The organism is Providencia sp. UF-183 (assembly GCF_058246155.1).
Window position 1 is genome coordinate 39,710 of record NZ_JBSICD010000011.1, and the last position, 25,094, is coordinate 64,803.

At 42.5% G+C, this 25,094-nt stretch carries 21 protein-coding genes; 4 read left to right on the forward strand and 17 right to left on the reverse strand.

All coding sequences use genetic code 11. The annotated features are described in order from the left end of the window. Positions 1-13: 13 nt before the first annotated feature. Positions 14-1,951 (forward strand): RNA polymerase sigma factor RpoD, encoded by a 1,938-nt coding sequence (gene rpoD / locus AC4IFT_RS11875; RefSeq protein ID WP_490733512.1) that lies wholly within the window; start codon positions 14-16, stop codon positions 1,949-1,951. A 63-nt stretch (positions 1,952-2,014) separates the two neighbouring features. Here the strand turns inward: rpoD and AC4IFT_RS11880 are convergent, their stop codons facing one another. From AC4IFT_RS11880 to AC4IFT_RS11890, 3 genes are all read right to left on the reverse strand, one after another. Further along, entirely contained in the window at positions 2,015-3,475 is a 1,461-nt protein-coding gene (locus AC4IFT_RS11880; RefSeq protein WP_490751410.1) for an MFS transporter, read from the reverse strand. A gap of 165 nt (positions 3,476-3,640) precedes the next feature. Beyond that, complete coding sequence (locus tag AC4IFT_RS11885; protein ID WP_490733297.1) at positions 3,641-4,039, reverse strand: hypothetical protein; 399 nt, start codon at positions 4,037-4,039, stop codon at positions 3,641-3,643. Further along, positions 4,040-5,371, reverse strand: a complete 1,332-nt coding sequence (locus tag AC4IFT_RS11890) for an MFS transporter (protein ID WP_490733299.1) — start codon at positions 5,369-5,371, stop codon at positions 4,040-4,042. 100 nt (positions 5,372-5,471) lie between these two features. Here AC4IFT_RS11890 and AC4IFT_RS11895 point away from each other — a divergent pair, with 100 nt between their 5' ends. Further along, a complete protein-coding gene (locus AC4IFT_RS11895; protein WP_490751411.1) occupies positions 5,472-6,368 on the forward strand; it encodes a LysR family transcriptional regulator in 897 nt (298 codons plus the stop codon). 73 nt (positions 6,369-6,441) lie between these two features. Here the strand turns inward: AC4IFT_RS11895 and AC4IFT_RS11900 are convergent, their stop codons facing one another. From AC4IFT_RS11900 to AC4IFT_RS11930, 7 genes are all read right to left on the reverse strand, one after another. After that, complete coding sequence (locus tag AC4IFT_RS11900; protein ID WP_490751412.1) at positions 6,442-7,542, reverse strand: ABC transporter substrate-binding protein; 1,101 nt, start codon at positions 7,540-7,542, stop codon at positions 6,442-6,444. An 84-nt stretch (positions 7,543-7,626) separates the two neighbouring features. Further along, positions 7,627-9,828 carry a TonB-dependent siderophore receptor gene (locus tag AC4IFT_RS11905; RefSeq protein WP_490751413.1) on the reverse strand — a complete coding sequence of 734 codons (2,202 nt, stop codon included), beginning with the start codon at positions 9,826-9,828 and terminating at the stop codon, positions 7,627-7,629. A gap of 228 nt (positions 9,829-10,056) precedes the next feature. Continuing rightward, on the reverse strand, positions 10,057-10,827 hold the full coding sequence (locus AC4IFT_RS11910) for a class I SAM-dependent methyltransferase (RefSeq protein WP_490751414.1): 771 nt from the start codon (positions 10,825-10,827) through the stop codon (positions 10,057-10,059). 15 nt (positions 10,828-10,842) lie between these two features. Then, entirely contained in the window at positions 10,843-11,193 is a 351-nt protein-coding gene (locus tag AC4IFT_RS11915) for a cupin domain-containing protein (RefSeq protein ID WP_273802987.1), read from the reverse strand. Between the two features lie 47 nt (positions 11,194-11,240). Then, positions 11,241-11,981, reverse strand: coding sequence for an ABC transporter ATP-binding protein (locus AC4IFT_RS11920; protein ID WP_490751415.1), 741 nt, complete (start codon positions 11,979-11,981; stop codon positions 11,241-11,243). Beyond that, positions 11,978-12,997, reverse strand: coding sequence for a FecCD family ABC transporter permease (locus AC4IFT_RS11925; RefSeq protein WP_374445024.1), 1,020 nt, complete (start codon positions 12,995-12,997; stop codon positions 11,978-11,980). The genes AC4IFT_RS11920 and AC4IFT_RS11925 overlap by 4 nt, the downstream gene beginning before the upstream one ends. Next, positions 12,990-14,078 carry an ABC transporter substrate-binding protein gene (locus tag AC4IFT_RS11930; RefSeq protein WP_490751416.1) on the reverse strand — a complete coding sequence of 363 codons (1,089 nt, stop codon included), beginning with the start codon at positions 14,076-14,078 and terminating at the stop codon, positions 12,990-12,992. The genes AC4IFT_RS11925 and AC4IFT_RS11930 overlap by 8 nt, the downstream gene beginning before the upstream one ends. A 95-nt stretch (positions 14,079-14,173) precedes the next feature. Here AC4IFT_RS11930 and AC4IFT_RS11935 point away from each other — a divergent pair, with 95 nt between their 5' ends. Beyond that, positions 14,174-14,890, forward strand: coding sequence for a Crp/Fnr family transcriptional regulator (locus AC4IFT_RS11935; protein WP_490733314.1), 717 nt, complete (start codon positions 14,174-14,176; stop codon positions 14,888-14,890). A 309-nt stretch (positions 14,891-15,199) separates the two neighbouring features. On the opposite strand, the gene AC4IFT_RS11940 is transcribed toward AC4IFT_RS11935, so the two are convergent. Continuing rightward, on the reverse strand, positions 15,200-17,254 hold the full coding sequence (locus AC4IFT_RS11940; protein WP_490751417.1) for a TonB-dependent receptor family protein: 2,055 nt from the start codon (positions 17,252-17,254) through the stop codon (positions 15,200-15,202). A 262-nt stretch (positions 17,255-17,516) separates the two neighbouring features. Here AC4IFT_RS11940 and AC4IFT_RS11945 point away from each other — a divergent pair, with 262 nt between their 5' ends. Then, positions 17,517-19,076: a S8 family serine peptidase gene (locus tag AC4IFT_RS11945; RefSeq protein WP_490751418.1), complete on the forward strand. Its 1,560-nt coding sequence runs from the start codon at positions 17,517-17,519 to the stop codon at positions 19,074-19,076. Between the two features lie 23 nt (positions 19,077-19,099). Here the strand turns inward: AC4IFT_RS11945 and AC4IFT_RS11950 are convergent, their stop codons facing one another. From AC4IFT_RS11950 to AC4IFT_RS11975, 6 genes are all read right to left on the reverse strand, one after another. After that, positions 19,100-19,708 carry an ABC transporter ATP-binding protein gene (locus tag AC4IFT_RS11950; RefSeq protein WP_490733514.1) on the reverse strand — a complete coding sequence of 203 codons (609 nt, stop codon included), beginning with the start codon at positions 19,706-19,708 and terminating at the stop codon, positions 19,100-19,102. A 14-nt stretch (positions 19,709-19,722) separates the two neighbouring features. Beyond that, on the reverse strand, positions 19,723-20,499 hold the full coding sequence (locus AC4IFT_RS11955; protein WP_490751419.1) for an ATP-binding cassette domain-containing protein: 777 nt from the start codon (positions 20,497-20,499) through the stop codon (positions 19,723-19,725). Next, a complete protein-coding gene (locus AC4IFT_RS11960; RefSeq protein ID WP_490751420.1) occupies positions 20,493-21,305 on the reverse strand; it encodes an ABC transporter permease in 813 nt (270 codons plus the stop codon). The genes AC4IFT_RS11955 and AC4IFT_RS11960 overlap by 7 nt, the downstream gene beginning before the upstream one ends. Continuing rightward, entirely contained in the window at positions 21,302-22,285 is a 984-nt protein-coding gene (locus tag AC4IFT_RS11965; RefSeq protein WP_490751421.1) for an ABC transporter permease, read from the reverse strand. The genes AC4IFT_RS11960 and AC4IFT_RS11965 overlap by 4 nt, the downstream gene beginning before the upstream one ends. After that, positions 22,270-23,847, reverse strand: a complete 1,578-nt coding sequence (locus AC4IFT_RS11970) for an ABC transporter substrate-binding protein (RefSeq protein ID WP_490751422.1) — start codon at positions 23,845-23,847, stop codon at positions 22,270-22,272. Before AC4IFT_RS11970 ends, AC4IFT_RS11965 begins: the two co-directional genes overlap by 16 nt. A gap of 254 nt (positions 23,848-24,101) precedes the next feature. Continuing rightward, complete coding sequence (locus tag AC4IFT_RS11975) at positions 24,102-24,989, reverse strand: AraC family transcriptional regulator (RefSeq protein WP_490751423.1); 888 nt, start codon at positions 24,987-24,989, stop codon at positions 24,102-24,104. Between the last annotated feature and the right edge of the window lie 105 nt (positions 24,990-25,094).

Consider the following 25,094-nt stretch of genomic DNA (forward strand, 5'->3'; position numbering starts at 1 on the left):
TAGCAAATAATAAATATTTCCCTTTGTATGTTCTTGTTGGCCGAATGTTTCGCCGACCGACACCAATCTAAATACTCAGAAGTGTGGATACCGTCTTATGGAGCAAAACCCGCAGTCGCAGCTTAAGCTACTCGTCACCAAGGGTAAAGAGCAAGGTTACTTAACCTATGCTGAGGTCAACGACCATCTGCCGGAAGATATCGTCGATTCAGATCAGATTGAAGATATCATTCAGATGATTAATGACATGGGCATCCAGGTCATGGAAGAAGCACCTGATGCCGATGATTTGATTTTGGCTGAAAATACTTCCGATACGGATGAAGATGCAGCAGAAGCCGCTGCACAAGTTTTATCCAGTGTTGAAAGTGAAATTGGCCGAACTACTGACCCTGTTCGCATGTATATGCGTGAAATGGGAACTGTCGAACTTCTTACCCGTGAAGGTGAGATAGACATTGCAAAACGTATCGAAGATGGGATTAATCAGGTTCAGTGCTCTGTTGCTGAATACCCTGAGGCTATCACTTATCTTCTTGAGCAATACGACCGTGTTGAAGCAGGTGAAAGCCGCCTATCTGATTTGATTACAGGCTTTGTTGACCCTAACGCGGAAGAAGACCTTGCTCCTACTGCCACTCACGTCGGCTCTGAATTACCACAAGAAGAGCTAGATAAAGACGACGATGAAGATGAAGACGATGAAGACGGCGATGACAGCGATAGCGATGACGACAACAGCATCGATCCTGAATTAGCACGCCAAAAATTCTCTGATCTTCGTGAACAGTATGAAAGCACGCGTCAACATATCAAACAATACGGACGTAGCGATGCAAAAACTGCCGCTGCCATTGAACAGCTTTCTGAAGTGTTCAAAGAGTTCCGTTTAGTACCTAAGCAATTTGACTATCTGGTCAATAACATGCGTGAAATGATGGATCGCGTTCGCTTGCAAGAACGCACTATCATGAAGCTATGTGTTGAACAGTGCAAAATGCCGAAGAAAAACTTCATCACATTATTCAGTGGTAACGAAACCAGTGAGACTTGGTTAACAGCTGCAAAAGCAATGAACAAGCCTTGGTCTGAAAAACTACTTGAAGTTGAAGAAGAAATTCTGCGTTGCCTGCAAAGATTGCGTCAAATTGAAGAAGAAACTGGCCTGACAATTGAGCAGGTTAAAGATATCAACCGTCGTATGTCTATCGGTGAAGCGAAAGCGCGCCGTGCGAAAAAAGAGATGGTTGAAGCAAACTTACGTCTGGTTATTTCTATCGCAAAAAAATACACCAACCGCGGTTTGCAATTCCTTGACCTGATCCAAGAAGGTAACATCGGCCTGATGAAAGCCGTTGATAAGTTTGAATATCGCCGTGGTTATAAGTTCTCAACTTATGCGACATGGTGGATCCGTCAGGCTATCACGCGTTCAATCGCCGACCAAGCACGTACCATCCGTATTCCGGTTCATATGATTGAGACTATCAATAAACTGAACCGTATCTCTCGTCAAATGCTGCAAGAAATGGGCCGTGAGCCATCGCCAGAAGAACTGGCTGAACGCATGCTGATGCCAGAAGATAAAATACGTAAAGTTCTGAAGATTGCAAAAGAGCCAATCTCAATGGAAACCCCTATCGGTGATGATGAAGATTCACATTTAGGCGATTTCATTGAAGATACGACTTTAGAGCTGCCTTTAGACTCAGCAACGTCAGAAAGCTTACGCTCTGCAACTCACGAAGTTTTAGCTGGCTTAACAGCGCGTGAAGCAAAAGTCCTGCGTATGCGTTTTGGTATCGACATGAACACTGACCATACGCTTGAAGAAGTTGGTAAGCAGTTTGATGTTACCCGTGAACGTATTCGTCAGATTGAAGCGAAAGCACTGCGTAAACTACGTCATCCAAGCCGCTCAGAAGTTCTGCGCAGCTTCCTTGATGAATAATCATTCATTATTCGGATAGACAAAAACACCTGCCTAGGCAGGTGTTTTTTTATGAGAGCTATTTCATTTCTCCATTTTATTTTTCATCATTAAGCATAACGTTGCAATAATCGCGATCGCTCCGCCAAACATCGCCAGATTAAACCCTGAAACAAAAGCAGAACGCGCCAGTTGCTCAACCAGCAACGATGGCATCGAACCAGAACTATGAATTAAACGTTCGATTTCTTCAGTAGACATCGCACTATTCAACCTATCATTATGAAGCAATTGGCTCACAGCACGGTGCGTCATTAGCGTGCCAAGTAAGGCAATCCCTAATGTCATCCCTGTCTGCCTTAACGCGTTCATAATGGCTGAAGCAATCCCCGAATAGGCTTTTTCAACACTCGCCATCACTAAAGCGCCTATTGCAGGTGTCGACATTCCCATCCCCGCACCTAACACAAATAATATGACTGCAATGGGCAGATAATGGGTTGTTGAGTTTACTTGCGTAAATAATAATGAAGCGCCCGCAATTAAAATAAACCCAACAATCATTAAGTTACGTACACTTAAAAAACGGGATAATTTGCCAAACGAAAATGAAAATATCGCCATCGCAATAAATTCTGGCGCCATACGGATACCTGCTTCAAAAGCCCCCCACCCTTGCCCTTTTTGCAAAAATAGCGCAATAAAAAATACGTTACTGTAAGTGGCAAAACCAAGTGCAAAAGAGGCCATATTATATTGAAAGAAATAGGGATTCTGTTTAAAAAGAAAAAATGGTAATAGCGGTTTTTTAACGCGTTTTTCTACCCACATAAACGCTAGAACCGCTATGAGGAAAATGGTTAATCCCCCCATTGTTAAATAATTTCCCCAGCCTTTATCACCAGCTTCGATTAAAGCAAAAGTCACAGCGCCTAATGCCACGATACTGAGTACTTGCCCAAGGGGATCAAAAGCAGCTTTATCGGGATCGGCACTTTCATCTATCCCTAAGTAGCCTAAAAACAAGGTCAATAAACCGATAGGAATATTAATCAAAAAGATCGTCATCCAATCAAAAGTATCAACCAAAAAGCCCCCTAAGATTGGGCCAATAATTAATGAAAGCGCACTCACTGCCGACCAAATTCCAATGATTTTAATGCGTTCAATATCATTATGAAAAGCTTGGGTAATGATTGAAAGTGCCCCGGGGATCAATGCTGCGGCAGCTATTCCTTGAATAATACGCCCGATAATTAACATCTGGGAAGATGCCGAAAATGCACAAATCGCTGAACCTAACGTGAAAACAACAATGCCTATTAGCCAAACTTTTTTGCGCCCATAACGGTCACTGATAGGGCCAACAGAAAGGATCAATGCTGATAAACACAATGCATATGCATCAATAATCCACTGTAACATCGACAAGCTCGCCCCCAGATCGTCACCAATTGCAGGGAGCGCCACATTCACAATACTGATATCTAATGTTGCCATAAATGTGCCTAGGCATACGGCAAGGATCAAAAATATCCGTTTCATTTCATCTACCTCATCTTCGTTTATGACAATATCATAAAATACGACCGACCGACGGTCAATTGAAATGAGAATGAATATCATTATTTGTAAAGTCAGTGATAAAACGTTTTATACCAAAAATAAAAAACGGCCTAATCAGCCGTTGTTTATTAAAGAAGGCGGAAACTAGTTATTCAAAACGGGTGTTTCATGCAGATATTCCCAATAACATTGGTTATCAACAACTCGAATACAGACTGTCGATGTCCTCAATGTTGTTATTCCTTCATTTTCTTGTCGTTCCTGATATTGGACCCAACACCGCCCATCTGCTTCACATAATGGAATGACCTCAAATGGCACTGTCAGAAATGAGGGTTTAGCACCGACGTTTTGACTAAATAGCCCAGTCACCTCAGTTAAACCAATTCGTTGCCCACCTATGGTGACCATTTTAAAGTTTTCAGTAAAACTGGCTAATAATGGCGCAACACTTTTATCACTATTGCGGCCCGTGAAAACATCTTCAATTAACACATGTACGTCGATAACACTTTGCAGTGCCTTTTGCATTGGATCACGCATTTATTTTTCCTTACTAACTGAAATTAATGAAAATAGCCCAAGAATAGAGGCAATTAAAAAAGTATATTGGTAGTTAGATAGCTGATCCGAAAATGGCATTAGGCTAAATATTGAAATTAAAACAACAGCACCTACACTAAAAGCAACTTGGCGATTAATATTCCACAACACACTTCCTTGCAGTAAATCTTTATCTTTGAAATCCATCAACGAGCTGATTTGCGCTATATTTGCACTTAATCCGCCCCCCATGCCCATTAATAAATATGCCATCACCAACAAGCTTAATTGTGCTGAACTTGATACCCAATAAAGTAAAAATATTCCCAAACTATGCAATACAATCCCGAGTACAAATAAACATTTTTTCCCTATACGAAAATAAAGACGCCCACCAGAAACCATCGAAACTACCGCCCCAGCAGCATACAGGATCATAAATAAGCCAGTTTGCCCTGCATTAAAACCTAAGTTAATTTGTAGATTAAAAATATTCAGTAAATTTACTCCAGTAAAAATACCGGGTACTGCGTAATAAACAATAAAAGCATTGCGCAGGTTGCTGTTTTTTAATAACTGAAAATTTAAAATAGGCTCACGGCATTTTTTGGCGTAGTTAAGGTAAAAAATAAACACCATAACTGAACACAAAAAGCTGGTAAGGGCCAATACAATGCTGTGATAATCGTTATACAGCGAAAAAGACAATAGCAAGCAAAGTAAACTGATACTTACGAGTATAAGGCCGAAAATATCTGGTTTTTCCCGTGATACCTGCCCATCATTTTTTATCCAAATCCAAGCAAGTACTGCCGTTAATAAAGCAAACGGAATGTTAGAATAAAAAATCCAATGCCAAGATAACGAATCAATAATTAAGCCACCTATCGCTGGCGAAAAAGCGGGAGCAATAAGCGCAACAGTCATAATTAATGTCGATATACGCTGACGATCATTATTAGGGAATAATGCAAAAACAAGTGCTTGCCCGACAGGAATTAATAACCCACCCGCCATCCCCTGAATAAACCGCCAAAAAATCAAACTATAAATAGACTGACTTGAACCACTTAACCACACTGCAAGCGTGAAAAGTAACATCGAATAACACAATAATTTTTGATTACCCAGCCGCCCTGCTAACCACAAGCTTATCGGCATCACCAGCACTAATCCTAAGATATACGCATTAGCGACCCAAGCGACCTGAGATTGGCTCGCCGAAAATGATGATGCAATATCGGGCAATGCAATTGCTGACATAAAAATATTAATGCAATCAATAAAAAAACCGAGTAAAAACACGGTCGCAATTTTATATCGATAAGACATAACAACCCCTCCGGCGGCAAAGAGTAAGGATTAGTGCTTTCTTTGTCGATACAAGAGAAGTAAACTCACTATTTAATAAAACAGAACAATAAATGCAATTATGCAAAAAAATCTTAAAAAAATTATCAGTTTCCTTCAGGTTGTGGATTCGGGGTCTTTCACCAAAGCGGCGGATGTTTTAGGCTTGAGTCGCTCAATGGTCAGCGTAGACATCAAGCAATTAGAAACTGAATTGAATGTGAGCTTATTGACACGAAATACCCGCAGCATTGCTCTAACCGAGGTTGGAAAATATTTTTACGAAGACTTTAAACATATTCAAAGCCAGATTGATGAAGCCTTTGAAAAAAGCCAAAACTTAGGTACCAATATTTCAGGCTTATTACGTTTTTCATCCACCAGTGAATTTGGTCAACGCTTTATTCTTCCCTTGCTTCCTGAATTTTGCCGCCTTTATCCTAAGTTAAGATTACAGTATTCCGTCAATTCATCCCTCGATGATTTAATTACAGAAAAGCTCGATTTATCTATTCGCCTTGGTAACTTAAAAAACTCTTCACTTAAGATGAAAAAACTGGGGGAGTATGAAATTTATTTGGTCGCGAGCCCTGAATTTTTACAAGAATATCGAATTAATCAGATAGCAGATCTCACACAAGCTCCTTGGGTCAACCATTCGCTGTTAAATTGGCAAGATACCCAATATTTTTTGCAAAATGAGCAAGGGGAAAAAGTGAGTTTGCCCCCCATTAAAAGCCAATATGAATCAAACTCTGCGGCTGTAATTCACCAAATGGTATTAGCCTCTTTGGGCATCGCTATTTGCCCTGCTTGGCTGGTGAATGAAGATTTAAATGCAAAACGTTTAGTCCGCGTTCTTCCCGAATACAATTTACCCAAGCAAAATATTCAATTACTTTACCCTAATACCTCCATTTTACCTGCGAAGACTCGTGCTTTTATTGATTATTTGGTGTCCCACATGAATTTAAAATAAAAGCTAACTCAAAAGGTTTATTTCTTCCTTTTAAGTCAGCTAAGATCTTATTTATTTTTAAATTCTAAATAGTTTACAACGTTACCCAAAACACGCCATCTGAGCGCAATTGGGTAAATTGCGTTTGGAAATCAATTAAGTTTTGCTCAGGATTTAATTCGCTAAAAGTCTTAGGGTGCATAAATTTTGCCATCGCTTCAATGGCAAATATATTCATCGGGCTGTTATAAAAATTGTGGTAAATTGCCATTACGCGTTTTTCTTTTACCGACGTTAATGAAGAGATCCCTTGCCTATCTAATAATACCGCCAGTTGCTTCTGTGCATCTGATTTGTTTGTACGGTATCCCAAGTTGACAGCCAATGAACGGCGGTTGAAGTTATGCCAATCTGCACCCGTTAAGAAATAGAATTCAGGGTTTAATGTAATAATATTCTCAATCGAACTTTCAGCCCCTTTTGCTGGGAAACTATCTGCCACAAGGTTATTCCCCCCGGCTAAAGACGCTAAAACACCATAACCTGAACGCCCATAGAGCTGGCAGCAATTATCTGCAAATAATCCTGCATTGGCTTCAATTAACACAGAAGGAAATGGCTTAACCAGTTGGGATTCTACTGCCGCCAATTTTTCTTGGTACAGCGTCGCAAACTGAGTTGCTCGTTCTTGCGTGCCTAATAATTCCCCCAATAACAAAATACTTTTTGGGGTATTTTTTACGATATCCATCCGAAAATCGATAAATACCACCTGAATTCCTGCCGCTTCAAGCTGCGGTAAAATTTGGCTATCACGCATCGCACCATAATTGGCTTTATGCATGATGATAACCTCAGGGGAGAGCTCGATCAGCTTTTCAACTTGTAGCCCTGCTTCACGGGTTTTCTTCAGTGTTGGAATTTTTGCTAATTCAGGTAATACGCTAAAATAAGCCTCTTTTAAATCAGGAGCATACTGCGTTAATGAATCACTCCACCCCGTAATACGAGAAATCCCCGTTTTACCCGCGGCAATATCCACCGATAAAATATCACGGCTATCCACTAAAAATAATTTTTCGACGGGAAGATTAACGGTAACTTCACGGCCTTGTAGGTCAGTGATCACTGTTGGCGTTTTTGCCTGTACCCAAAAACTCAGTAAGCACAATAACCCTGTGAGAAATAATTTCATAGGATACCTTTTACTCTAAATTTAAATAATTCTGAATAAATAAAGCCACTGTTAAGTGGCTTTGTCATCGACTAAAACGTCAGGTTAGAACGTCACACTGTAGTTAAGTGCGAAGGTTCTACCGCGACCTTTATAGTCATACAGGTTTGGTGCACCGTATTTCGGGCTATACAGACCTTGCGCACGTTGCCCCCAAATGGTGGAATAGTTTTTATCCAGTAAGTTTTCAACGGCAAAACTCACTTTCCCCACAGGAAGCATATAACTACCTAATAAATCAACGGTATTATAACCATCCAGTTTTTTACCCGCCGCGTCAGTTAAGTTAAATGTCTGCTGGCTTTGTAAGCGTAAGGACCAATCATTCGGCTCCCAGCCTACATAAGCGTTAACTTTTGATGGGCTGGCGAAGTCCACGCTCCATTTTTCCCAGCTACCATTAACTTTGGTTTCCGATTTTTGCAGGTTGAAGTTACTCCCCACGTTCCAGTCTGAATCGTCAAAGAAGTAATCAACGGCACCTTCTACCCCATAAATGCGGCGCTTATCGGTCTTCATGTAGATGGTCATGTCATCTTTATTAATACCGTAGCTTCTATCAGATAAGGAATAATAGGTAGCGACCTGAGTGCGCAGGTTCTCACCTGTATAGCGCCAACCTAACTCAAAGGAGTTAACTTTAATCCCTTTGACTTTAGTATCATTGATATTCACACTTTTATTTAGGTTCCAATGGCCATTCGCATCAGGAGTTTTACCGTAATCTCCCGTGCCATAATATTTTGCAATATCAGGAATTTCAAAACCTTGGGAGAAGTTAAACCACGTTTGTTGCTCTTCAGTTAGATTAACCAACAACCCTGCGTTAAACAGTAAATTGTTATAATCGGTTTTCCCACCAGGTACGGCATCTGCGGATTTACCATTGCCATTCGCAATAGCTTCTTGCTGTGCATAACCAACAAAATCATCCACTTTATTTTCAGTATATTGGTAACGCACACCACCGCTTAAGGTGAACATCGGCGTGATGTCATAACTGCTTTGCAAAAATGTCGCCATGTTTGTGGTGGTATAGCTTGGATAGCGGCCAATTTGAAACGCTTTGGTGAGGTCCATTCCCCCAGACTCTTTCGCACGATCCAAATCAAAAAACATTTGGTTTGCACGAAATTGCTCGTGCTCCGCATCCACACCATAAGTTAACGTCAATTCATCAAGAGGTTGGCTATTAAATGTCAGCTTAGTACCATAGAAATTGGTTTGTTGGTCAGAGGAGCTGATGCTCGAAACCGCTTTCCCTGTCAACGTTGGGAACGGATAAAACTTTTGTGATTCATCACGATAGTAAACCTGAGCAACAAAATCCTGCCCAAACACATCCGCATTTGAATATTGTAAATTAAGCAGGTTACGCTCCGTCCCCGGTAAGCGATCTGAACTTAATTTGCCACTGTTATAGGCTTTCCCATCCCCTTTTACCGCGGAAAAATCTTTGCCTAAATATAGGCCGTGCTTACCATCGGATTCACTCTTATAGTGCTGATAGGTCGCTTGAATCTGTTGTGTTTCATTAATTTTGATGGTGCCTGATGCCATCACATCAAGGCGATCAGAGAATTGTAACCCTGTTTGGGTATTATCAATATTAATCGCGTCACCTTTGCCATCGTACCAACCGCCATAACGTTGATATGCAACAGAAACACGACCATGTGCATTTTCATTGCCACCGCTAACTGCCGCTGCGACATTTTCATCATGATCTTTGCCGTTATTAAAACCCGTTTTCCCACCTAATTGCAGGGAAACTTGTTTTTCTTCTTGGCCTTTTTTCGTCACAATATTAATTAAACCACCACTACTACCGCCACCGTACATTGCCGTTGCACCAGAAATGACTTCAATATGGTTGATATTAAACGGGTCAATCGAATCTAGTTGGCGGCTATCACTGCGTGAAGAGTTAAGGCGAACGCCATCTACCATCACAATCATGGAACGACCGCGCATGTTCATGCCGTAGTTAGTGCGCCCTTGGCCACTCACACTCATTCCCGGAATTAACTGTGATAAAATATCTTTTAACTCTTTCCCACCCTCAGCTTGCTGCTCAATTTCGGCATTATCAATCACCCAAGTGGTTTGTGCCATTTCTGAAACTGATTTATAACCGCGGGTTGCAGAGACCGTAATTTTTTCTTCTTTGTTATCAGCGGCCAATACTGAGGGAGACATAAAGGGGAGTAAGCAAGGGGAGAGAATAAAAAGGTGTTTTATTTTCATTGAGTTAAAACCTTTAAATATAATTATTGATACCATCGTTATCAGTGCCAGAACTAATAACAACACATGATTACATCACAGCTAACTATGTTGCGGAAAAATTATTCGCAATAGTAACTGATAATCATGTTAGATATAAGAATTATTATCATTACAATGATGAATTAAAAGGTTATTTGTGTTAAGTATCGTTTTAAGCGCATCCTTGCGCATATGAATGTGTCTTCCTTATTTCACGCTGGCCACTGCAATATAGTTGAGTTTCCCACGATTTTGACGGAAATGGCGGAACATGCGTAAAAACTGCGGGCGGTTTTCTTTTTTTAATGCATTACGAATAATTTTCATGGTGCCCAATAGACCTTCATCATAAATCAACCCTTTTGGCGATAATAAGGTCATCGGCCCTGTACTGGACATCACATGTTGAAAGCCTGCTTGCTTAAATAAATCAATCCATTGCGCTTGAGGTAGCGGCTGAGCCTTAACATGAATAGCTTGATGCATTTGTGATGCAATATCTTGCGGGTTTTCTGCATCTTTAAATGCAATATCGTGGGTTAATAGGCAACCACCCGGTTTCAGTACGCGGTAATATTCCTGTAATAACTTCGCTTTAGCTTTATCGCCATACATCGTGAGCATTGCTTCGTTAATTACCACATCAAAGCTATTATCTGCAAAAGGCAGCTTTGATGCATCTGCCATTTGAATCGTAATCAAATCGCTTAAACCGTGCTGAGCCACATTCTTTTTCGCTTTCTCCAGTGCCTGTTTATCCATATCAATACCCGTGATATGGCAGCGAAATTGTGAAGCAATTTCGATTGCAGTCGTCCCCATATTGCATGCAATTTCAAGCACTTGACTGTCTTTATGTAAGCCAGATTGGTTCAATAACCACTGAGTCGCAATTTTTCCACCGGGGCGTAAGCGTTTTTTTCCAAGACGAGCTAAAAACTTATGCCCCGCTTCATGTGCTGTAAATGATTGATCCATACATTAACCTCCGAGCTAATGGGTGCACTCATGACTTGGTTCACGTAACATCACCAGTAGCATTTTGGCAGGCTCTAGTGCATCAACGGCATGGGGAATATTAGCTGGCATTCGCACAATTTCACCCGGTTTAGCCGTCACAGGCTTACCATCAATAGTGAGCAACAGGCTTCCCTCCGCTACCATCACAATGGCATCAAAAGGGGCACTGTGTTCAGACAGCGCCTGTCCTTTATCAAAGGCAAATAATGTGATGTTTCCGCCCCCATTTTTAGCAAGCACTCGGCTGGCAATACCTTGTTCGGTATAGTTAATTAATGTGCTGATATTCAGCGCTTCAGCTGGCGTAATAGTGTTATCGCTCATAATTTAATATTCCTTAATTCGATGAGTTTAATGTATTAATTCAAAAATTATCTAAACAGAGGAATGACCCCTTGTGTTTGCCGGCTTTGTTCACAAATTGGCGTAATCGCGACAGGCAACTGGTAAAGCTGTGCAAGGTTTTCTTCGGTTAACGTTTGTTGTGAATTGCCAAATAAATAGTGCCCCTCGTTAAACAATAACAACGAGTGATCAGCGATATGCAGCGCATGCTGCGGGTAATGGCTGGTAAATAACACGGTGATTTCCCGTTGTTGAGCTAAATCCCGCAGTACGCTGAGTACGTTGTCTTGGTTGGCTAAGTCGAGTGCAGAGGTTGGCTCATCAAGCACTAAAATTTGCGGCTCACTTGCCAATGCTCTGGCAATCATGACCATTTGCTTCTCGCCACCACTGAGTCGGTTAAAGGGTTGATCAGCAAAACGATTTAAACCTAAGTAATCCAAACATTGCGCCACAATTTGCTGGTCTTTTTTACTGGGAGAAGCATACCAAGGCAGATGACGAATACGCCCTAAGCTCACCATCGTACGAACAGAATAGTGAAACAGCGAGCCACTAAGCTGTGGCACATAAGCCACGGGGGCATTTAACGAGACTTGCCCTTTTGACCCTTTTTGTAACCCCAGCAATAACCGTAATAAGGTAGTTTTCCCTCTCCCATTTGGTCCTAAAATAGCGCCGATGCTGCCTTTCGGTTGCCTGAAACTTAAGTTAGTGAATAACTGGCGCTGGCCGATTGAAAAATTAAGCTGTTCTACATGGATCATAAGTCAGCCACCTTTTTATTCAGCGTGTGAATTAGAAGCGCAAAAATAGGTGCGCCAATCAATGCAGTGATAACACTGAGAGGGATTTCTGCATTCGTAATACTGCGCGCAAAGGTATCAACAGCAATCATATAAATTCCACCAATCACGGCGCTGGCTGGGAGTAAAATACGGTGATCATGCCCGACAACAATACGTGCAATATGTGGCACAATTAACCCGACCCAGCCAATCGTGCCTGATACCGCCACCGTGGCACTGGTAATCAATGTGACACTAAGCAACACTGCCCAACGTGTCCGATTAATTTTCATCCCTAGCGCCTGCGCATTTTCCTCCCCTAGAGACAACACATTGATGCGAAAACGTAAGGCAAAAATCACCAATACTGAGACTAAAACAACAGGAAAAACAATGGATAGCTTTAAATAGGATGCGCTGGCAAAACTGCCCATCAACCAAAATACAATGGTTTGCAGTGTATTATTTGGATCAGCAAAATAGGTAATCAACGAAATCAGGGCAGCAAAAAAGGCATTAATAATCACCCCAGCGAGGATCAGCATCAGCAACTGGCTTCCTTGACGATTCAAACCCAGTAGGAAAACAAAAATAATCGCGACTAACCCACCAATAAAAGCAAATGAGATAGTTATTAGTAATGACGAAAATAATAAAATGGCTAAGGCGCCACCCAATGCAGCACCGGAGGAAACACCTATAATTTGTGGCCCCACTAATGGGTTACGGAAAATCCCTTGCAACGCAGCTCCTGATACAGCAAGTCCAGCACCAGCAATCCCTGCAATTAACACGCGTGGCAAACGTACGTTCAGCACCACATTTTGTTCGGTACGACTATAGCTCAGCCCCACGTCATTCCCGACCGTCGCATCATAGAGAATATGAAATACTGAAGAAAACGAGACAGGATAGCGCCCGAAACTTAGCGCCAATAGCAGCGTAAACAATAAGCCAACAGTGAAGATTACCCAAAGCAGGCTCGACTTATGCATTCGGTTTCCCCATTAATTGCAGGTAATGCTGGCTATTTTTGTTCAGTTCAATTTGCAATATGCCATCAATTTCCGCTTCCGTGACGTCATACCCATAAAGCTGTTGGTAGCGCTGGTGAATTTCTTCTCGCAAAGGAATATTGCTAGTCTCTGGATGAAATACCATGGATAACCATTGCCAATATAATGGCGTTTCTTGGTTGGGCGCATCCCAAATAAACCCACCAATGGGCAACTTGTATACTCGTTGGTTTTTAACCGCAGCAACATCACTCAGCATGGGATTACGGTACACATCCTCAGGGGCTAGGCCCTCTTCGAAATTACCCAGTAAAATAATATCGGGATCCCACAGTAAGATTTGCTCAATATTTAGCGTTCTTGGCCCGGTTAAATCACGATTTAAGCTCAGCCCACCAGCTAACGCAAAATCTGCATTATTGTGTGATGTCGAACCAAATGTTTGAATACTTTGATTAAAGTGAGAAAGGTAAAGGACTTTAGGTTGCTCTGATTCAGGGATTTTTGCCGTCGTGGCAGAAAGCGCTTCCACCACCTGTTGGCGCCATTGGATCATCTGGCTGGCTTTTTCATTATGGCCCAATGTTTTTCCCATCAAGCGGATCCACTCTTGCGTATAGCTTTCCTGCCCATAGCCAAGTGTTGCAACGGTTAGCCCTGCATCACGCATTGGAGAAATAATGTCATCACCACGATGCCCCCATTGCCACACTAGGTCAGGCTCCACATTCAGCAATGCTTCAATATTAGGGGTGAAATTATTCCCTACAACATTGGAATTAACCTGCAACACAGAGGGGAACATTTTTCCGAGCATCCCTTCCCTCGCGGCGACTTTCGCAAAAGGGTGCATCCCCACAAGTTTTTCACTACTTTCATCCATGCCCACAAGCATGGAGGCCGCTGGGATAGGGATCACCACAATACGTTTAGCGGGAGCGGAAAGGTGAATGTCATCACCCGACATATCTGTAAAATCAACCGCTTGGGATGCACCCACATTCGCTGTCATTCCCAAAGTACACACTGCAGCAGCAATTTTAAAAACATTATTTATCATAGGGTTATTTAAGTCTCCACCAATAACTTAATTGATAATGTGTATGATTATCATTTATACTCAAGCTATTCTAAGGTGCCCGAAGAGGATGACCTATGACATTTGTCAAAAACGTTTTTCCCTACACTCAATCTATCGACGCGCTAAGGCAGTGCCCATTATTTGTGGGCATTGAAGAAAAAAACTTGGCGTTATTACTTGAAAATTGTGGTTATATTCAATTTAAAAGTGGTGAAATAGTAAACCATGAGGGAGACCCTTTTAAGCACTGTCCCTTAATGATTAACGGCCAAATGGAGGTGTATCGCCATACTTATTTAGGCGAAGAGAAAATTTTTGGTTTGTTTACAGAAGGTGAAATTGTCGCCATTGCCGCGGTATTTATGCCTCATAACCGTTATCCAATGAGCTTACGAGCAAAAACAGAAGGTGATGCATTGCTCCTTGATAAACGAGATATATTGCGCCTTTGTCACGCTTGTCCACAGATTATGGAAAAATTACTCATGCGCTTTAGTGCTAAGCTGTATGAAAACATTAACCACATCGATTGGCTGACATCAAGTTCCGCAGAGCAACGGCTTGCCGCTTATATTATTGATTTAAAAAATAAACAACTTACCTCTAATATTATTTTGCCATTATCCCGCGGGCAGTTAGCCGCAAAACTGGGGATGCGTTATGAAACCTTGAGCCGGTTAGTTTCAGGCTGGCGTCAAAAAGGGTTTATTAACATCGAAAAAGACACTGTGCATATTTATAACGAAAATTATCTGACCCAACTTTCTATTTCTGCACAGCGCCCCTTTTAGCCCTAGGGGCTGTTTATCTTTGATAGTCAATTTTTATTCGAATTAAAGCCATTTTAGGCAAGGCGAGAGGTTCGCCGCCTAGTCAACTAGGCAAGCGCCTCTTAACGCAGCATTAAATGAGTGAAACGCGCTTTAATCGAACCCATAGGGCAGCATTTAAGTACAAACCTTAACTCAAATAATAAGCCAGCTTGATTGACACATTTATCTATTTTTGAATTGTTTTTTGACCTATTTTAGCTGTAAAAATCAGTAGCAAAGATAAACAGCCCCTCGTACATTACCGTTAAATAATACGCCAATTATTGATTAGAAGTTAAAGGTCACTCCCCCGTTCACATTAAAGCCCATACCGGGGAATAATGTACTGTCTTTAGCGGTCACCGTTTGGTTAGCCACTGACGTCGTTGCATAACGTTCATCCGTTAAGTTATCCATCGATAAATATACTGACCATTGGTCTGTCGGTTTATAACTGCCTTTTACCCCTAATACGGCATAATGTTTACGTTTTTGAATATCAAGGTTGTTTTGGTGATCAACGGCCATATCCGTTGGTGCCCAATGAATATTAGGCCCGAAGCTCCAATCTCCTAGTTCATACAGCACCTCAGCCGCCACAATATTACGTGGAATACCGGCGATGTAATTCCCCTTGTACTCGCCGCCCATAAAGCGAAAATCATTATACGTCCAAGAGACACGGTAATTCACATCACCAGGGCCCGCACTAATCCGCCCTGCAAGCCCAGCTTCTAACCCTTGATGGCGAGTTTTTGCACCATAATTAAAGACCCCAACGACGGTGCCTGCACTATCATACGTCGTGATGTATTCATCTTTAATTTGACTGCGATATAGCGCAAGGTTCCATTTAAGTCCCTCAGTCACTTCACCTTCCCCGCCAATTTCATAGGTAATGGCTTTTTGCGGGGAAAGTTTGGTGAGTTTGCCATCACTTGAATTGATAATTTCCCAAAACGTAGCGGGTTCTTCGCTTGAACTGATATTGGCAAAATAACGTTGGCTTTCTGTTGGCCGCCAAATAACCCCTGCTTTCGGTGTCCAAAACGTCCAATTTTGATCTAATGATAGGGAGCTTTGACGTTTTTCCACATCACGACGTGCGTGCGTCGCTTTCACATCAAGGTTCACTGTGACGGTTGGCGCGACATGCAGGTCAACGCCCACGCTGCCATACACGTTCTCTGCTCGCCCATCATATTTACCGATTTTTTTCTTATCTGCGGGCGTGCCTTTGCGGTTTTGCATTAATTCTGTTTGCAATGTCATTTGATCCCACGCCACTGCGGTGCGATAGGTCACAGGCTCGGTTTCAATGTTATAAGTCAGCTGTAGCCCTTCACTGTGGCTGCGGCTAAAGCGGTAGTATGCGGGCGTCGTGAAATTATCATGAGTGCGAATATGCCACAGCCCTGCACCAATCGCTTGGTTGCCAATCTGCCAATCTGAGCGGTTTGCGACACGAAATTGCTCCACATTGCGGTGCGGGTCGCGTAGCCATACCATTGGGTAAACATCCGTTGGGTTATTGTTCAATACCTCTTCAGAGACTGGTCCCGCGACATCAAAGCGTAAATCGGTCCAATTTAACCAAGTACGATTTTCAAAATTATCTGTGACATAGCCGAAATTGCTACGCAATGTTTTTCGTTGAGAAGCTGAATGCTTGCGGTAACCATCAAAATGGTCATAGGTGAAATTTACCCGACCATCGAATAACCCGTCATCAGAAACGCCACCGAACGCAGTTTGTAACCCTTCACGGCCATGGGAGCCATACTCATAGCGCAAGCGCCCTTGTTCATTTCGCCCTGTGTAAGACAACACATCGAGCTCACCACCGAGACTGTTACTTTGTGGATTCAAGCTATTTGCCCCACGCCGAACGCTTACCATTCGTGCATCGCGCATTTCTAAGGTACTAATATGAAAGCTGCCATCGGCATCCGTTGCGGGCAAGCCATCTTGCAATAATAAAACCCCTCGCGCTAATGGCGCACTCTGCACCCCAGACCCCCGAATATTTAGGCGTGGTTGGTCAATCCCCCCAAAAAAGTTTTGGATAACCAGCCCTGGTTGGTAATCCAGTGCATCTTGTAATGTGGCAAGGCGCGTATCTTTTTCAATCACAACTAAGTTCGTACCACCCGCCACTTTTTCGAGTTTTTCTTTTTCTTGTTGCTCCGTCGGTGTTAAACGGCTCTGCCCTGATCCCGAGGTGACAACCAGTGTATCGTGCGCCGTTGATTCAGGCGCAGCTACAGCGAGCGTTAAAGGCCCTAATCCCAAAATCAGTGTGATGCAATGAGCCAATTTATGCCGTTTTAGTGGATAAGACATATATTCACCTTATTAATAGTAATGGTTATCATTTTCATTTGAGGATATAAAATAGGTGAAAAAAAACGGTTTCCCTATGACATTTGTCAAAAACTAAAATAAATTGAGTTTCATTCAAAATATAAATATTAAATTATATTAAATTCAATATAATTATTAATATTGCTATAATTTTAATTTCTCTTTTAAATAGCATTTCAACTTGAAAATCTATTAGTCATAGAAAAATAACTTAATAAATTATTTAATTAAAAGAGAAATCATGAACATTAAAATTTTTAAATTTATAGACATTCTTAACAAGGGCATTTTCATCGAATTTAATAATAAACAAAAAAAATCATTGGAAATTAATTTAATTTTAAATAATGAAATAATAAATAAAACAACAACCACAAATGAAAGCCATTTATTTCCTATCGATAAATCAGGAAACTACCGTGTAGAAATCCATCAAGAGTTGGAGAATATTGCGAATATTCAATCAAAGGAAATTTATTTTCATATTAATGAAGACGAAAAAAAATACGAACTAAAACCCGCAGTTAAAACAAAAACAATCAATCGAAAAATAACTGGAATATCCCATTATTTTTTAGATTTAAAAATCAAAAAAAACCACCAAGAAAAAATAAAACAAGACTTAACTTTTTATTCGAAATTACCAAATTTAACGTTAAAACATAGTGCGATTCATGATGTATTAAACCACTATGATTATTTTACTTTCCATGGTGAAAGCCACTTTGATACTTTAGTTGAGCTCGCAGAGCAAATAGAACACCTTGATTATGTCGATTATTGTTGCGTTAGCCCAGATACCACCGGATATCTAGCCCCAGAGCTACCTGTAAACCCCGAACAAATTGACGATATTGCAAGCGAAGGTGACGATTTTATCACACCTGATTTTACAGCAATGCAAACTTACCTTAATGCACCAAATGGGATGAACGTCCGTGATGCTTGGGCTAAAAATGTTAATGGCTCATCGGCAGTGGTGCGCCACTTAGACTTTGGTATCTACCGAAACCATGAGGATTTAATCAACTCCAATATCATTGTCGTCAATAGTCGCCCAGAAACTGAAGATTGCGACCACGGTACAGCATCAACAGGTTGTATCGTCGCGACTAACAATGAATTTGGTGTAACGGGTGTTGCCCATCAATGCCAATTTTACTTCTATGACACTGGCGACCTTGATTTGCTCGCTGAACATGCTCAACCCGGAGATATTGTTAGCCTAGATGTACAATTCGATATTGGTGGGAAATTAGTTCCAGTCACCGCAGTGCGTGGCTGGTGGGAGCGTATAAAAATCATGGCGGATAAAGGCGCCACCGTGATCCTAGCAGCAGGAAATGGCGGGTTAGATTTAAGCAAGCCCGGTGTGATGGAAGATTTCGGTGATAGCGGCAGTATTTTAGTGGGTGCTTGTAATTACCAAAATGGAACTCGCGCGTATTTCTCTAACTACAACAGAGAGGTAGCCTTTATTAACTCGTGGGGAGATTGGAGCGTTACCACGACGGGTTATGGTTCTTTACAAAAATTACCCGGTGATAACCGCAATTACTCACGTAATTACGCAGGTACATCAAGCGCAACGCCGTTATGCTCTGGTGCATTAGCGTTAATCCAAGATTACGCAAAAAAACAAGGGGCAATTTTATCCCCGTGGCAAATGCGCACAGTGACGAGTGCATCAAATTATACTGAGGGTGTACCGTATGGTATTGGCTATCGCCCAAATGTCGATTATTTGTTGAATATCGTTGATAACATCATTCGCGAGTCAGACTTACCCAAAAGTGCATAACCTTCACGTTCTCAAGCCGCCTACTACGTGGCGGCATTTCCCCCTTCAAGGGTTAAGACCGATGTGCAAACCTTCTCAAGCAATGCTTTGTTATGGCTAAAGATAATCATTCCTAAGGGGCGCTCTTCTGAAAGCTGAATTAACAACTGCCAAATTTCTTTTTGTAAGTGTGCATCTAGCTGTGCTGTGACTTCATCCGCAATTAAAATTTGCGTTCGCGGGTCTAGAGCACGTAACAATGCAATCCGCGCCAATTCCCCCCCTGATAACTCATTAGGCCGCCGCTCTAACCATTGTGGTTGGATGGAAAAACGTGTAAGCCAGTCCGAGTCAGGTTGCCATGCATCACGTAAACTTGCCCCTACCGTGCGATACGGATTAAAGCTTTTTTCAGGATGCTGAGGAACCAGCTGAATGGGGCAATAACCTTGTTTAGAAAGCGGTTTTCCTGCGAATAAAATCGAACCTTCAGAAGGTGTTTGCCACTGTGCTAAAACGCGACCCAGCGTTGTTTTACCAAAACCACTAGGTGCAGAGATCCCAAGGCGTTCATTGGGGGCAAGGGAAAAACTAAAATTCCGCCAAAGGGTTTTCCCCCCTTGTTCAATACTCAGGTTTTTGACCGCTAAAATGGGTTCGATATCCTTCATTTCATTGCCATAAATTGATGTTCTGGCAGTGCATTCCATAAAGATTGTAGCCATTTTCCCCCACCGCCTTGTTTTAAGGTTTGGCTACTTAACACATCTTCCAGTGCCCCATTGCGTAGCAACGCAATACGGTCAGCAAAACGCACTGCCATGGATAAATCATGGGTCACCCATAAAATGCCTCGCCCATCACGGCAAAGATTTTTCATATTTTCAAGCAATTGCAGCGCATGTTCATCATCCAACCAAGACGAAATTTCATCAGCAAGGATATATTGTGCACAAGATAACGTTGCGCTGCTTGCCAGTACCCGTTTTGCCATACCACCAGACAGTTGACTGGGATAACTATTTACCAAGCTTTCTTGCAAGTTATATTGCTGAAGATGGCGTGCTACATCATGCATTTTAATGTGTTGCCCGCTAAGCACTGCCGCCCGTTCAAGTTGAGGGCCAATTTGAATTAAGGGGTTTAACGCACTAACCCCTTGAGGAATATAGCACAAGGAATTACCACGGTGCTGCGGCTTATTTTTATCTGTCAGTGTATTACCATTGAGGCTGATCTTCCCTTGGCAACGCATATTATCGGGTAGTAAGCCAAGAACACTTTGCAATAACAAGCTTTTTCCTTCGCCACTTCCCCCGACTAAGGCCACCATTTCCCCGGGCTGGATATCAAGGGTAATGTCTTGCAGTAATGGCGACCATTGCTTACGACCTAACCAGCGAAATTTTGCGACATCAATAGTCAGCTTATCTAAGCTCAACATGTTGCCCCCTTCAGCCATAGCTGCGCCGCGGCTTTTGCAAACTGGTCAAATAACAACACGAGTCCCATCAAAGCAACTCCGGGAAACACCACCAGCCACCATGCCCCTGTACTGAGATAACGTAATGCATCGGACAATAAAATCCCCAATGACGGTTCATGGGGCGATAGCCCAAAACCAAGGAAACTCAGTGCCGCACTATGCAGTACCGCGTGTGGAAACATCAACAATGTGCCGACCATCCATTGTGGTAAGATCATCGGTAAATAGTGATAGCGCCAACGATAAACGGCGCTATTGCCAATACGTTGGGATAACATGATGTAATCCGCCTGCTTCACTCGCAGTAACTCGGAGCGTAAAATCAAGGTAAGCTTAGGCCAGTGCGTAAGGGCAACCGCCCAGATCACCCCCATTTTTCCACCGCCCAAAGTAAAGCAAATCAGCACCAGCAGCAAAAGATGCGGCAATGCTAATAATGCATCAATCACACCGCGCACCGCGTAATCCATCACCTTACTCACGGAAGATAGCTCAGCCATCACCAAGGCAATAAACCCACTGGATACCGCTGCAATCAAACCAATTTGTAAGCTGGTCGCGACGCCTTGGAATGTTCTTTCGAAGAGGTCACGGCCTAAATTGTCTGTACCGAATAAGTGTACCCAAGAGGGGGCAAGCCGCCTATCCAACAGGTTCATTTCAATGTCCGTTGATGACAACCACACGGCATAGCTCGCTAAAACAACCAATAAAGTTAGCGAGATAATTAATTTAAAGAGTGCTCGATTTGGGTTGTAGGTCATGCGTCTCTCATCACTCCCTTGTTCACTTTTTTCAATAAAACATCAGCAACCGTATTACTGAAAAAAATCAAAGTGGCACACAACATCACTATCCCCATCAATAAGGGGATATCACCTCGTAAGCCTGCATCGATGGTCGCTTGCCCTAACCCCGGATACGCAAACACTTTCTCTGCAAGAAGCGCCCCACTGAGTAATTCCCCCACAGACGCAAACTGCAAACAAATTGCTGGAGTGATAGCATGTTTAAGCACATGAAAACCTATCATTGACCAGCCTTTATCCCCTTGCGCTTGGGCGTAATGAATAAACTCGCTGTTCATCACGTCCATCACTTTTGCGCGAGTATGCAGAGCAATATTGCCCACCCCCAGCATTCCTAATGCAATGACAGGCAAAACAAGGTGATGGAGTTTTTGGCCAAATGTCGCCGTTTCTTCATCTAAGCCAATGGGCCATGCGCAGCAAATCGGCGCCCATTGCAATGACACAGCAAACAGCGAAAGCAGCAGTAACCCCACCCAAAACACAGGAATAGACGCTAAAAGGTAGCTAAGCGTTGAAATCAATTTATCAGGCCAGCGGTTAAGGTACCGCCCCGCCACTAAGCCTAACGCAAAGCCAACGATACCCGAAAAAAGCCAAGCGCAGATAAGCAGCGCTAACGAGGGAACAAGGCGGTCTGCTATCACTTGCACAACAGGCGTGTTGTACAACATGGAATAGCCCATATCCCCTTGTAACATTTGAGAAAACCAACGCCAAAACTGCACCCATAGCGGCTGGTCAAGCCCCCAACGCGCTGCGATTAAGGCATATTGCTCGGGGGGGACATGCAATAAATCATTACCGATATAGGCTTTTATTGGGTCGATAGGCGAATAGCTTAGCAGGATAAAGATACCCGCCGCCGTCACGGTCAATAAACAGATAAAACGCAATAAAAGCCCAAGAGTCGTTCGCATTACTGGCAGGTCCATGCCCATTCATCAACGTTATTTAACACTGACCAAGAGCCATGAATTTCAGGCGCGCTGGTGCCTAAATCCACACAATTATTCAGTAAGTAAATATGTTGTAAGTTCATCAACCAAGCCCAAGCGGCATCACCTTTAATGCCCACGCCCGTTGTGCCATTCCAATCTACTTTTTGCCATAACGGAATCGCCGCATTTTGGTCAGGCTGGCGCAGCGCTTCTTCAATTAACTCATCAACCGCGGCATTTTTGTAATAACCCGGATTATAGAAACCAACGCCTGCGGCTTTACTGCTGTAGTTATGGACAATTTCCATCGGGTCTAAGCTGCCCCAACCAAACAAAGTTGGGTTGGCGTGCATATGACGCTCAACGGTTTCCCAGCTGCCTGATTTTAAATCCATCTCAATGCCGATAGGTTTTAAACTTGAACGGATAGCTTGGGCTAAATCACGGCGCGTGGTGTCGCCGCTGGCATACCAGAGCGTCAGTTTTGCCACCTTACCCTCTTTCTCACGCAGGCCATCTTTATTCAGCTTCCAGCCCGCCTCTTCTAAAATGGCTTTCGCTTTTTCTGTGTCGCCATCTTTAAAGGCAGAATCAGGGCTATTCCACGGTAACCCTGCCACACCGGTATAAGCGGGAACCGCAAAACTTTCGAGGACAGACGCGGCTAATAATTTACGGTCAAAAGCGTAATTAATCGCCTTACGTACCGCAACATCGGAGGTGATATCATTCCCGACAGGATTACCCTGCGCATCTTTTCCACCCGCAGGCGGAATTGGGAACGAAATACCACGGTTTTCCACACTATAACGCTCTACCAGTTTCATGTTTTTGACGTTATTGGCATTGGCGGCCACCGCAGCAGGAATACGGACAATTTCCAGTTGGTTACTTTGTGCCGCAGCAAATGCCGCATCTTCATCAAGGAAGACGAAAACCATTTTATTGAAATCGTTTTTTGGCCCAGCGTAATACGGGTTTTGCTCAACAATTAATTGCTGTCCTGGCTGGAAAGCCACTAAGCGGTACGGGCCTGCACCAATTGGGTTATGCGCATAGGTTTTTGCATCGTATTTATCGGCGCAGACAATTCCAAGGGAGCCTAATACATTGATAAAAGTACTTTGCGGGGAAGATAAAGTGATTTTGACGGTTAATGGGTCAATTTCCTCCGCTTTGGCAAAGTTACCCATATCGACTTTACCGCCACTTGCAGCGGCATTATTGTAGGTAAATACCACATCTTTGGCAGTTAACGGCGAGCCATCTGAAAATTTTAAGCCTTTTTTTAGCGTTAATGTCCACTCTTTCCCATCGGCATTGTGTTGATAGTTTTCCAGCATATAGCTGTGCCATGAAAGGTCGGCTTTTTGTTTGAGTAATGGGCTGTGTAACAGAAGGTAGCTGCCGTGGCTCCACCCTAGCATCGGGTCAAAACCTTCGGTCGGTTCTGCGCCAATGGCTAAACGTAATGTTTGTGAGTGAGCCGGTTCTGCGGCGTGTGATGGTAGCGTCAGCCCCATTAAACACATAGCCGCAACGATATTTTTAATCATACATCCCTCGATAGTTTGGTTTTATTTTTATCACTAAATAAAAATGAAACATCATCAGGCAGCTAATGATATTGGTGACCATTAACTGCCGCTATTGGTGAGATATTCACTGTGCGTAGAGTAGCAATGTTTAGTTATATTAAATTTTAAACCACGCTTTCTACGTTCTATATCAATAGAACTTCGAATTTAATGAATAATTCGCAAAAACTGCGCCTCTCTTTGATTTACCTTAATAAATCAAAACGTAAATTTTACGCTTCCACGTCTTTATCAAATTCAATAGGCACTGAATTTAACGATAAATCGGTAATAAAAGACGGGTCATTCGACTGCCTTGATTGCAACCGAAATTGCGATGGTGTCATGGCATATTTTTTCTTAAAGACATCACAAAAATAGGCATTGCTACCAAACCCACAGCGATGACTAATTTGAAATACAGAATAATTTGAGAAGGTTAAATAATTTAATGCCATTCCCATTCGCACATCCAATAATAATTGGCGGAATGATACCCCCTCTCGATTAAGGTGCCTGCGCAACGTCGATGGCGTGGTGAATAATGCCTTCGCCACATCCTCTAAATGCCATTTCTTCTGGGGTTCTTGGGTAATTAAATGGGTGATGGCTTGGTTTTTCGGCTCATCATAATTAAAGCGGAAAATATTGAGAATATCGACGCCCGCTTGGTATATCGCCAGTAAAATAAAGTACAGGCTTTGCTTCATTAACAATGCTTCTTGGGATTGGCTCTGTTTTTTTAATGGCAAACATTGTTTGAGCAAACTGAAATTATCACTAACCGTTTCGGGGGTTAATACCTGAAAAGCAGGCACATGGCTCGTCAGTGGCGCACCAGACTTCATTAAAGTCTTTAATAATAAAAAAACAGATTCTAACTCTGAGTCCGTAATCGACAATGTGTGCAACTCAATCGATCGATTAGATCCACACTCAATATTGCAGGAGACTTGGCTGTATTTTGGAATAATAAGCGTCAAATTAGACTGCACATCAATGGATTGGCCATTAATCACCACATTCCCTTTCGCCCCTTGCAGCATGGCTATCATCGCGCTTTCAATATAAAACGCTTTTAACACCATTTGGCTTGATGAAAGAAAATATTTATATTCCATAATCTCAGTAAACTTTGGTCAAAGTTAGAAATCACCTGCTAGAAAAAGCAGGTTGATGAGCAGACAGAAATACAGCCATTCAGATAAATAGCAAATAATTACGCT